Origin of the sequence: Rothia terrae, from assembly GCF_014705925.2 — a bacterium.
Lineage (GTDB): Bacteria > Actinomycetota > Actinomycetes > Actinomycetales > Micrococcaceae > Rothia > Rothia terrae.
Genome location: NZ_CP061539.1, coordinates 2279365 through 2290897, shown reverse-complemented (window position 1 = coordinate 2290897; position 11533 = coordinate 2279365). Strand labels below are relative to the sequence as shown.

Below are 11533 nucleotides of genomic sequence, written 5' to 3'. Positions count from 1 at the left end.
TTTCGTATTGTGTGATGGTGTGCGGTTTACTTGCGTCGTGCAAAATCTTGGTATTTGAACTTGTCAGCGCGATGACGCGACTGTGAGAACTGGAAGGCGGTGGTGTCAGCTAGGTGCGCGATTGAGGTAGTGACCGCCACGTAGGAGCCTTCGCATAGTCCTAGAAGTTCTTGGTCTTGGGCGTTAGCGGGTTCGACCGTGATTTGTTTGGGGGAGTAGGCAATGGTTAGCCCTAAGTCGTCTTCGAAGTAGTTGTAGAGGGAGGCTTGCGCGGTGTTCTCAGAGATGGTGGGGACGACGCTTTTGAGGATGAAGTCGTGGTCCACGATGGAGGGTAGTTTGTCGATAATCCGCACGCGTCCGACGTAGGTGCATTCTTGGCCCGGCGTGAGTGTTGGGTCGATGTTTTGAAAGGGCATGGCTGGTAGGGGGGCGTCTTCGAGGGCGAAGACGTGGTTTTCTGAGTCGATGCCGTTGTCTTTGAGGAATTCGGTGTAGCTGACGAGGTGTGAGACCGGTAGGGTGTAGCGCGCGGGTTTGATGACGATGGAGCCTTTGCCCATCATTTTTTGGATGCGGCCTTCGTCGGTGAGTTTTGCGAGGGCTTTGCGTGCTGTTTCGCGGGAGACTTTGTAGTGTGTGGCGAGTTGGTTTTCGCTGGGGAGCATGTCGCCGACGTTGAATTCGCCGTGGTTGATGCGATGGGCGAGGTCGTTTGCGATGTGCTGGTATTTTCCTGCCACGGTGGGTCCCTTGGGTTGGTAGGTGGACGCGGTTAACTTTACCACCTGTCTAGACAGGCTGGATTTGAAAAATCCGAGTGAGCGAGGAAATAATTTTTCAAATCCAGAAAGCCAAGCGCACCTACCCAAACCCGCGTCCTGGGACGAAATCACCGTTTCGGGTGTGAAATTACACCCGAAACGGTGATTTCGTCCCACAAAGGCGTCCGCACCCGACCTTAACCCGCGCGTCCCCATCACGTAAATACGCCAGAACCCTTTACCGTAAGACCTGGTGGGACCCTAATGATAAAGAGTTCTGGCGTAGTAAACGTAAGTTGCTGAGGTGAGTACCTAGTTAGTGACTGAGGTATTGATGCGGTTGTTTTTGCCAAAGATGCGGTAGAGCACAAACACAATAATGAACCACAGGGGAGCTACTAGTAGTGAGAATCGAGAGCCTTCACCTAGACCAAGGGCAACGAACACGATGATGAAGAAGCCGATGGCTGCCCATGCTGAGACGATGCCACCGGGAAGCTTGTACTTAGATTGTGCGTGACGTTCGGGGAACTTCTTGTAGTAGACCAGATAAGAAATGATGATCATAATCCATACGGTCAGGTACAAAACTGCGATAACGCCGGTGAGGCTATGGAAGGCTTTGATAATTGACTCGGATAGGGATACGAGAAGCAGTGAGGTGACCGAAAATCGCAGGGCCCTGATCTTCTTTTGCAAGACCCCACATGATGCGTGAGGTTGAGAAAATGCCTGAGTTGGCGGATGATGCTGCGGCGGTTAGCATCACAAAGTTGATGAGGTGGAAGGCGATGGGGATTCCAATGTACCCAAAGATCTGCACAAAGGGGCTAGTAGATGAGGTGATGGTGTCCCAGGGCTGAACCATCATGATGAGCGCTAGGGATCCTAAGTAGAAGAGGATGATGCGAGCGGGAATGGAATTAATGGCACGAGGCAGGTTCTTTTTTGGGTCCTCGGTTTCAGCGGCAACTGTGCCAGCAAGCTCAACACCCAAGAAGCTGAAAACACCTAGCTGAAAACCGCCGAGTAGGCCTGAGAAACCATGGGGGAATAATCCGCCGTAGCTCCACAGGTTGCTAATGCTTGCTGGGCCGTGCCCGTCGGGCTGGAAGTGAGTAAGGACAAGGACGATTCCTACTACAATCAACGCTACGACGGTCGCGATTTTGATGGTGGCAAACCAGAATTCGATTTCACCGAATGCTTTAGCTGCCACCAGGTTAACGCCGGTTAGTAGAACAATGATGCACAGTGCGGGAATCCATTTGGGGACGTCAGGGAACCATACGTCTAGATAAACGGTAATAGCTACCACGTCGCTGATTGCGATGATGACCCACACCGTCCAATAGGTCCAGCCTACGTAAAATCCTGCCCCTGACCCCACGATGTCATTAGTAAAATCTGCAAATGATTTGTAAGAGAGATTGGAAAGCAGAATTTCACCCATTGCACGCATCACTAAAAAGGTGAAGAGTCCGATAAACGCATAGACAAATAGAATGCTGGGACCGGCAGTCTCGATTGCTAGACCTGATCCCAGAAAGAGGCCTGATCCGAGTGCGCCACCGAGTGCGATGAATTCAAGATGGCGTCGTTTCAGGGTGCGCTCGAGCTTGTGCGGTTGCTTGCGGTCGGCGCGACTGACGCGGTGTGTTCAGCCATGATGTTCCTTCCGGGGAGATGATTTTTCTTCTTCTCTGAGCATGGAAGAAAAATGACCATCAACAACTTTCAGACTGCAGGACATAAAACCACTAAAAATCTCAAAATACGGACTATTTTCTTGCGGCTACTTGTGGGTATATCTGCTGGGGTATGACAGTAAGATGCGGAAACCCCGTGGCTCGCACCTGTGAGGTTTCAAGCACTCTGGTAGAGCTGGCTATACCCTTGAAGAGTAGAACCTGCTCCACTGTTTTAGCGGGTAAAAAGCGAGACGATTGAACCATGACATCGCACAACACTTTTGATAACGAACCAACTGTTCCTCTTGTAGCTACGCATGGTGAGGACGCGTCATTCCCTGCATCCGCTCAGCCGGAGCACCTGCCTGCCCAGTACGAGGCACCCCGCCGATCAAAGAGCCTGTGGCATCGCATGACGAACCCGCTGTATGCGGTGGGTGCGGGTCCCTGGATCGCCTTGTTTTCCCTTGTCGTTCTCGGGGTTCTGAGCTACACGTTTCTTTTACCTGCGCTTCCTTTGGCTGCAACAGGTGCTATTTTCGGATCATCAGGTGCTCTTCTTCTTGTTCCGGTTGTGATGCTTTTGGGTTTTCTGACCCTGCCGCTACTTGGGCTATGGTTTGGATATTTTGAGCGCTGGCGCATTGAACTCGCTGGCCACGGCAAGATTGCTAGCGGGCATGTGCCGGTACCGTTGCATAATTTTGGTGAGTGGCTGAAGGTTCGTTATACAGAGGCGGTTACGTGGCGCGAGGTAGCATCACTGGTCTTTGGCGCTTTTATGGCGAGCATTGCGGGGCTTATCGTTCTGCTCGAGACCATCATTCTCATGATCGCCGGAGTTGTTTGGTACTACCTTGCAATTAATAGGGATCCGTTGAATATCTGGTATGACCCCAGTAGCTTCGGGCTGAACACCATGTTTCAGAGCCAAGTGGAGCTGTACCGTCACTCAGATCCACTGATGTTCTCGAATCTGGATCTTGATCACCCTAACTGGGTCATCACGTCTGATATGTGGTGGCTTGCTCCGCTGAGTATTTCTATCGTGCTCTTTTTCTTCGCCTACATCAACGGTCTCTTAGCGGCAACGAGTACAACGCTGTCAAAGCTCATTCTGTCCCCGCGTCCTGAAGAGTATGAACGCAAGGTGGCTAAGCTGACCGCATCACGAACCACCATTGTTGATTCGTTTGAATCGGAACGTCGTCGAATTGAGCGTAACCTGCATGACGGTGTACAGCAGGAGCTCGTGAATATTAATCTGCGTCTGGGTTTGGCAGAGATGGAGGCAAAGAATCTGGTAGCACAAGGATTGCCGGTGGAGAGCATCCAGCAACAGCTCACCCAGTCCAAGACAGAACTTACCCACGCGCTACAAACCTTGCGCAACACTGTACGCGGGATTTACCCGGCTGTGCTTGAAGATCACGGTTTGTACGCGGCACTTGAGGAATTAACGCGTCATAGTGTTATCCCAACTCGGTTGAACTTTCAGCTGAGGGAACGTCCTCGTCGAGAGGTGGAACGCGTTGCCTACTACACCGTCAATGAGGCGATTACTAATACGCTCAAGCACACTGCGGCCACGCGCATCACGGTCAACGTTTGGGATTCGCTGACGCACCTCATGGTTGAAGTAATCGACAATGGTGGCGGGGGAGCGGACCCCAGTGCGGGCACCGGTCTTGCAGGTCTGCGCGAGCGAGCCGAAGCTCTGGGCGGTAACGTGCAGGTGACAAGCGTCCCCGGTGAATCAAGCACCATTGCGCTGTCTGTTCTTCTCCACGGTTAGTCCAACGGTTCTCTTTGAGATCATCAGCTTTTATGCATCAATGCCGAGGAAGTGAAGCTGACATCGGGGAGAACCTCGGCACTTTTTCTAGAATGAAGACTATGCGCATTGTTCTTGCTGAAGATTCCGCCCTTTTGCGTGAGGGGCTCAAAATGGTGCTGACTCACCTGGGGCACGAGGTCGTGGCATGGTCTGAGGACGCCCCCGGTCTGCTGGATGCCTGTCAGCGACTTGGCCGCGCCAACATTGACATTGTGCTGACGGACGTCCGTATGCCGCCCACAAATACGTCAGACGGCTTGCAAGCTGCCTTGCAGTTGCGCGAAGCCTACGCTGACTTGCCGATTCTGGTGCTTTCCCAGTACATCGCATCTGCTTATGCGCGGGAGCTATTTGCCACCAGTGCCACCGGCTTGGGGTACCTGCTCAAAGATCGCGTGGGTAACATCGAGGAGTTTGCCCGTGCTCTTACCACAGTCGCCGCAGGCGGCACGGTGATTGATCCGGACGTTATTTCACATCTGATGAACGCGCCGCAGGAAACTGACAAGTTGGCGGCGCTTACCGGCCGTGAACGTGAGATTTTGGCGCTGATGGCGGAGGGGAAATCGAACGCTGATATTGAAGAAGAGCTGTTTGTCTCTAGCGCCACGGTGGCAAAACATATCGGTAATGTGTTTGACAAGTTGGGGTTACCGCCGGACGCGGGTAATCGTCGTGTGCGCGCGGTGTTGGCGTTCTTGGAGGCATCCTAGCGCACCGCGTGAGAGGGTTTGCTCGCTGGTGTTGCTTCTGGTGATAGCCTCGGTAGCTTACTGTTACGTCCCTGTTGCGTCATGACGTATTTTTGCGCACCACGAAGTCATAAATAAACATAGAGAAATAGCCTGCCATAAAAGCGACATTGTTTGGTGAGCGCATTGTGGATGCGGTGTGATAGTAATCAACGGCGCACGCCGAACGTTACTCACAGACTAAGGAGCCATTATGGCAATCACTCAGAACACCGATCATTTTCAGAGTACTCACGTGGGATCTTTGCCCCGTTCAGAGCGTCTTTTGCAGGCAAACAAGGACCGCCGGGCCGGTGCGCTCAGCGACACTAATTTTTTGAATGTCTTTACTGAAGAGGTTGATGCAATTGTTGCGCGTCAGGCTGAAGTAGGCGTAAGCATTGTCAATGATGGCGAGTACGGGCACACCACGGTGAGCAACAGTGATTACGGTTCATGGTGGACGTATTCTTTTGAGCGCACCGGTGGCCTTGAGATTGTTGAAGGCATTACTCCCGAAGAGCTTTTCAAAACTCCGGGTAACGGACGTTTGAATGATTTCGGTATTCGCCGTGACTGGAACAAGTTCGCGGATTTTTATTCCACGTTGAATCTTCGGAACGAGAATGATGGTGTATTCCCGGTAGCGACAGGCGAGCTGAGCTACATCGGCCAGGATGAAGTTCAGCGTGATATCTCTACCCTGAAGTCTGCGGCGCAGAAGGCTGACGCGCAGGATGCGTTTGTGGCGGCACTGTCACCGGGTTCTGCGGCTCGCATCGGTAATAAATTTTATGCAACCGATGAAGAGTGGATTTATGCGTGGGCTGATGTTCTGCACGAGGAATACAAGGCAATTGCGGATGCGGGTCTGACAATTCAGATTGATGATCCGTCTTTTGCTGAAGCCTGGGACCAGCTGGTTCCCGAGCCGACTGTTGATGAGTACTTGAAGTTCACGCAGCTGGCGTTGGAGGCGTTGAATTACGCGCTCAAGGATATTCCTCAGAATCAGGTTCGCTATCACTTGTGCTGGGGTTCGTGGCACGGCCCGCACACTACCGATATTGAGCTCAAGCATATTCAGAAGGCACTTTTTGGACTAAATGTTGGTGGCTATACTTTTGAGGCTGCGAACGCGCGTCATGCTCACGAGTGGAAGGTCTGGGAGGGCGTGGACCTTGAGGGGACGATTCTTTACCCCGGTCTGGTCTCACATTCCACGAATGTTGTGGAGCACCCCGAGCTGGTGGCTCAGCGTCTTGAACAATTCGCGTCGGTGGCGGGTAAAGAGAATGTGGTGGCATCTACAGACTGCAGTTTGGGCGGACGCCTTCATGAGGACATCGCGTGGGCAAAACTGTCGGCATTGACGGAGGGCGCGCGTATCGCTTCTGAAAAATTATTTTCATAGGAAAATTTGTCAAATTTGTAGGACTTCTTACGGTAAGACGTAAGAACATTTCGAGCATCTTTAGATATCGTGCCTTATAGGCGGGAAACTCTAATATTCGGTAAGTTGCGGGTCTGTGAATTTTTATTCACAGGCTCGCATTTTTCTGAGGGTTTGCTTGATGAAAGACGCGCGGCTTAAAGACGGTAGCTGGTTTTTATTATTCCGCATGAATGCGTAATGGTGTGAATCACTGTTATTAGTGATGCACAGCATCATATATATCGGTCATCAACGTTTTTTCGCGATGACCGATATTTCATGTAAGGATAAAACAGAATATGACTCAGAACCGCTCTGAGAACCCAGTATCCCCTGCTGGCGACTTCTTTCAAGAAGAGCAGGCGGGCTTTCATAAGTCACTCGGACCGCGTCAGCTTCAGATGATTGCCATCGGTGGCGCTATCGGCACCGGACTCTTCCTCGGTGCAGGTGGACGCCTTGCAATTGCAGGTCCCGCTCTTGCTTTAAGCTACGCATTCTGCGGTATTTTCGCATTTTTGATTTTGCGTGCTTTGGGTGAACTGGTTGTTCACCGCCCGTCCTCCGGTTCGTTTGTTTCGTACACCCGCGAATTTTACGGTGAAAAAGCTGCCTTTGGTTCCGGTTGGATGTACTGGATTAACTGGGCTATGACCTCCCTTTTTGACTCCACTGTTATCGCTATTTATGTGAAGGGGTTTGGTCAGTACAGCACTTTCATTGCGAGTATCCCGCAGTGGTTGATTGCCCTTCTCGTTATTTTCTTGGTTGTTTCTCTCAACCTGATTTCTGTGAAGGTTTTTGGCGAGCTTGAGTTCTGGTTTGCACTGATCAAGGTTGCCGCATTGGTGATTCTCTTGCTGTTGGGCGTTTACTTCGTTATCTTCGGTACTCCCACCGGTTCTGAGCGAGGTTTCTCACTGATTTTTGATAACGGTGGCTTCTTCCCCAACGGTATTCTGCCTGCTTTGGTCATTATGCAGGGTGTTGTCTTCGCGTACGCTTCGGTCGAGCTTGTTGGTACTCCCTCGGGTGAGACTAAGGACGCCCGCAAGGTAATCCCCAAGGCAATCAACACCGTGATTTACCGTATTGCGATCTTCTACGTTGGCTCAGTTCTGTTACTCACCTTGCTTCTGCCTACACCGCATTTAGCAAGGACGAATCCCCGTTCGTGACCTTCTTCGGCTCCATCGGTGTTGACTACGCAGCACCTATCATGGAACTCGTTGTTATCACCGCAGCACTGTCATCGCTCAACGCTGGCCTGTACTCCACCGGCCGCATCCTGCACTCCATGGCAATGGCTGGCTCAGCACCTGCTTTCGCTAAGAAGCTCAGCAAGAGCGGTGTTCCCTTCGGCGGCATCTTGCTGACCGCAGGTGTTGCACTTCTCGGTGTTGCCCTGAACGCAATCGTTCCCGACCAAGCATTCGAGATCGTGCTGAACCTCGCGTCCTTCGGCATCATCGCGGCATGGGGCTCCATCGTTCTGGCTCACCAGAAGTTCCTGTCGCTGGCAAAGAAGGGCGTCTACAAGCGTCCTGAATACCGTATGCCCGGTGCGCCCTTCACTGACTGGCTGACCGTCGCATTCTTGATCGGCGTTATCGTTCTGATCGGCCTGGACTACCCCGTGGGTACCTGGACTCTCGGCGTGATGATCGTCATCGTTGTTCCTGCTCTCATCGCAGGCTGGTACGCAGTGCGCAAGCGCGTTCTGCAAATCGCAGCGGAACGCGAAGGCTTTACCGGTCTCAACCCGGTCATCGCGCAGCGTCCTGCAACCTCTTACCTCAAAGAGCACCCGGAACACCATCGTCGCCACTAAATAGTGCGAATATGCCCCTTACTGCCTACCGGCGGTAAGGGGCATTTTTGCGTCATAAAATGGTCACAAAACGGGGTATATGACCTAGTGAAGCTATGTTACTGAAGATTCCGCAATGCGACTTTTTACTGTTTGTGAAGCGTCATAAAACTGCATATAGAAACATAGCGAATAACGCCTTCAACCGCTTTATTTCACCCCCGCACATGGTGTTTTCTAGGTAGTGACATACAGCCGTATAAACAAAGGAAATACCTATCATGTCACTGAGCACCGATCGCATTTTGACCACCCACGTTGGTTCACTTCCGCGCTCACTGAAACTGCAAGAAGCTAATGCCGCTCGCAAGGCTGGCACACTTGATGAAGCTGACTTCCAATCCACCCTTGCCGATGAGGTCAAGCAGGTAGTCGCCAAGCAGGTTGAGACCGGAATCGATATCGTCAACGACGGCGAATACGGCCACGCAATGACTCAGGCTGTTGACTACGGTGCATGGTGGACGTACTCCTTCGCTCGCACTGGCGGCCTTGAGCTGGTTAAGGACGGCAACCCCGCTAACGAGGTTCACCGCTCAACCCCCGGCAACCTGAAATACACCACCTTCGGCGATCGTCGTGACTGGACGAAGTTCCGCGATTTTTACACCAGCGAAATTGATACCGGCAATGACCCTGACAGTGCCTTCCCAGTTGCTACCTCCGAGATTTCTTACATTGGGCAGGACGCGGTTGCCTCCGACGTGCGTAACCTGAAGGCCGGTATTGAGGCGGCAGGCGCATCCGCAGGTTTCGTTGCGGCGCTGTCACCCGGTTCTGCAGCTCGCGTGGGCAACAAACACTACGCATCCGATAAGGACTTCCAGTTTGCGTGGGCTGAGGTTCTACGCGAAGAGTACAAGGCAATTACGGACGCCGGTTTGACCCTGCAGATTGATGACCCCTCAATTTCTGAGGGCTGGGACCAGATCAACCCTGAGCCTTCTGTTGAGGACTACCTGGCCTTTATCAAGACCTCTGTTGATGCATTGAACTACGCACTGGAAGGCATTCCAGAGGACCAGGTGCGCTTTCACCTGTGCTGGGGTTCGTGGCACGGCCCGCACACCACCGACCTTGAGTTCAAGTACCTGGCAGACACCTTGCCGTCGATCAATGCGCGTGGCTACACCTTTGAGGCTGCAAACGCGCGTCACGCGCACGAATGGAAGGTCTGGGAGAACCTGACTCTGCCCGAGGGCAAGTACATTGTGCCCGGCGTTGTCTCGCACTCCACCAACGTGGTTGAGCACCCTGAGCTGGTAGCTCAGCGCATCGAGCAGTTCGCTTCCGTCGTTGGCAAGGAAAACGTTGTCGCATCCACCGACTGCGGTTTGGGCGGACGCCTTCATGAGGACATCGCGTGGGCAAAACTGTCGGCGTTAACTGAGGGCGCGCGCATCGCGTCGGAGCGCCTGTTCTCATAAACCTGCTTCGTACATTATTTTTCCCTTTGTACATCGATAATCTTTGTACAAAGGGAAAAATAATGTACGACACCGCGGGGTTGCGTAAGTAATAAACCTGCTTTTTATATTCATTCTGGAAAGATGAAGACTATTAGATGTATCTAATGTTTTGTCCCCCGCACACATTTATAAAAAAGAATGAATATGAAAACACAATCATGGTGGAAGTTCGGCACCGTCGCTGCCCTCTCAGCTTCCATGCTCTCCCTCAACGTGCCGGCCTTCGCAGAAGAAGCACCGTCTGTACCACAGCCCACCGAAGTTTATGTATCCGACGCTGAGCGTGAAACCGGCCAAATGGCGTCAGCGGCATCTGTTGGCGATTCAAACAACCCAGGTTTTAACTGCGAAGCCACACCCAAGATTGAAGCGCATTCATCCAACCGCGTGTGGAATGCACGTGCAGGAGTACATCAGGACGGCAATGTCACCATGAACGCCAAAAACATTCTGGTTGTCGGTGACTCGCAGGTATGGGGCGGTAACACTCCAGATTCAGGCTTGTGGGGTGGTACTCAGGCTGAAATGGGTTCATGGGTTCTGCGCGGCATCAAGCAAACCGGTCTCACACCTATCACCTACCGTTGCGGTGGAATTGGTTTTGGTAAGTGGCGCCCCAATGTTAGTAGCGACTACTACGGCGGTGTAGTGAGCAATGAATGGGATTTGCCCATGGGTAAGCCTCGTGCAATCTACATTCAGGGTTCAGGCAACGACTCGTACAACGAAGCAGACCGTCAACGGGCTATTTCACGTGCACGTGAAACTATCAATAAGCTCCGCCTCATTTACCCAGATACGCAGATTATTCTGACGGGTCTTATTAGTAATGAAAAGGACTCCAATCACGGTAGCCGAGATGATCTCAGCGAGAAATATTCTGCTTTAGCTCGGGAAATGAACGTTACTTTTGTCCCCTATCAGCATTGGGTATCAGATTACGGAGTGGGTTATGCGTTATACGATAGCTTGCACTTTCACGATTATTACCAGCACCTCCTCGCTACTCCCGTCCGCAATTCCCTGAACGCAGCCCTCGCCGGCTTCACCCTGAAGGGTGGCGTCCAGAGTTATGTGTCTAATAACGGTGGCGCTGCCTACTTTGGTGTTCCGACTTCTAATGAGACCGCGTCTGTTGACGGGGGAGTGTGGCAGAGCTTCTCTAACGCTAAGACCGTCTACTGGTCACCGTTCGGTGGTACGCACAGCGTCAAGCTTGGTGGCGAGGCAATCGGTAATAGCTTCCGCGCCGCTGGTTATGAGCGCGGGGTGGGTTACCCCATCGAGGACGAGACTGCCTACTACTACGGCGTGCGTCAGGTCTTCCAAAAGGCAAATGGCGAGCAGACTCGTTTCTATTGGTCAGCTAACACCGGCTCTCACGCGATGAACGGCAACGGAGCGATTTTCAACAAGTGGGTTCAGGCAGGCCACGCGCCTACCCTGGGATTCCCTGCAACCGATGAAATCTCTCGCGAAGGCGGCGCTCTTCAGTATTTCCGCGCATCCAACGGACGCGAAACCGGAATCTACTGGTCGCCTGCTACCGGCGCTCACACCATGAACTCAAAGGGCGCAATCTACAATCACTTTGCGCGCACTGGCTACATCGGCAAGTACGGGTTCCCGACTACCGATGAGTACACGGATGCTAACGGCGTCACTCACGTGAAGTTCTCGGGTGGTGCTGACATTACGTGGACGGCACGCGGCGGCGTAGTGGTTCGTTAGCCCGT

The 11533-nt window shown here is 52.5% G+C and carries 8 protein-coding genes and 1 pseudogene; 6 read left to right on the top strand and 3 right to left on the bottom strand.

Features of this window, described 5'->3' with window-relative positions; translation table 11 throughout:
- Positions 1-26 precede the first annotated feature (26 nt).
- The 3 genes from treR to IDM49_RS10455 form a co-directional block, all read right to left on the bottom strand.
- Positions 27-743 (bottom strand): trehalose operon repressor, encoded by a 717-nt coding sequence (gene treR, locus IDM49_RS10460; protein WP_190724460.1) that lies wholly within the window; start codon positions 741-743, stop codon positions 27-29.
- A gap of 333 nt (positions 744-1076) precedes the next feature.
- Complete coding sequence (locus IDM49_RS12430) at positions 1077-1331, bottom strand: hypothetical protein (protein ID WP_265578794.1); 255 nt, start codon at positions 1329-1331, stop codon at positions 1077-1079.
- Between the two features lie 43 nt (positions 1332-1374).
- Entirely contained in the window at positions 1375-2346 is a 972-nt protein-coding gene (locus IDM49_RS10455; protein ID WP_265578813.1) for an amino acid permease, read from the bottom strand.
- A gap of 371 nt (positions 2347-2717) precedes the next feature.
- Between IDM49_RS10455 and IDM49_RS10450 the strand changes: the two genes are divergently transcribed.
- From IDM49_RS10450 to IDM49_RS10425, 6 genes and pseudogenes are all read left to right on the top strand, one after another.
- Positions 2718-4250, top strand: coding sequence for a sensor histidine kinase (locus tag IDM49_RS10450; protein ID WP_190724459.1), 1533 nt, complete (start codon positions 2718-2720; stop codon positions 4248-4250).
- 101 nt (positions 4251-4351) lie between these two features.
- Positions 4352-5005 carry a LuxR C-terminal-related transcriptional regulator gene (locus IDM49_RS10445; protein ID WP_190724458.1) on the top strand — a complete coding sequence of 218 codons (654 nt, stop codon included), beginning with the start codon at positions 4352-4354 and terminating at the stop codon, positions 5003-5005.
- 232 nt (positions 5006-5237) lie between these two features.
- Positions 5238-6437 (top strand): cobalamin-independent methionine synthase II family protein, encoded by a 1200-nt coding sequence (locus tag IDM49_RS10440; protein WP_190724457.1) that lies wholly within the window; start codon positions 5238-5240, stop codon positions 6435-6437.
- Positions 6438-6757: 320 nt separating this feature from the next.
- Positions 6758-8289: pseudogene (locus IDM49_RS10435) on the top strand (amino acid permease).
- Between the two features lie 260 nt (positions 8290-8549).
- Positions 8550-9755, top strand: a complete 1206-nt coding sequence (locus IDM49_RS10430; protein WP_190724456.1) for a cobalamin-independent methionine synthase II family protein — start codon at positions 8550-8552, stop codon at positions 9753-9755.
- 186 nt (positions 9756-9941) lie between these two features.
- Positions 9942-11528 (top strand): GDSL-type esterase/lipase family protein, encoded by a 1587-nt coding sequence (locus IDM49_RS10425; RefSeq protein ID WP_190724455.1) that lies wholly within the window; start codon positions 9942-9944, stop codon positions 11526-11528.
- Positions 11529-11533: the final 5 nt, after the last annotated feature.

What these genes read in the sequence shown, in the direction of transcription:
- IDM49_RS10425 (WP_190724455.1), top strand. Translation starts at nt 9,942, where the DNA reads ATGAAAACACAATCATGGTGGAAGTTCGGCACCGTCGCTGCCCTCTCA.
- IDM49_RS10430 (WP_190724456.1), top strand. Translation starts at nt 8,550, where the DNA reads ATGTCACTGAGCACCGATCGCATTTTGACCACCCACGTTGGTTCACTT.
- IDM49_RS10450 (WP_190724459.1), top strand. Translation starts at nt 2,718, where the DNA reads ATGACATCGCACAACACTTTTGATAACGAACCAACTGTTCCTCTTGTA.
- IDM49_RS12430 (WP_265578794.1), bottom strand. Translation starts at nt 1,331, where the DNA reads ATGATCATCATTTCTTATCTGGTCTACTACAAGAAGTTCCCCGAACGT.
- IDM49_RS10445 (WP_190724458.1), top strand. Translation starts at nt 4,352, where the DNA reads ATGCGCATTGTTCTTGCTGAAGATTCCGCCCTTTTGCGTGAGGGGCTC.
- IDM49_RS10440 (WP_190724457.1), top strand. Translation starts at nt 5,238, where the DNA reads ATGGCAATCACTCAGAACACCGATCATTTTCAGAGTACTCACGTGGGA.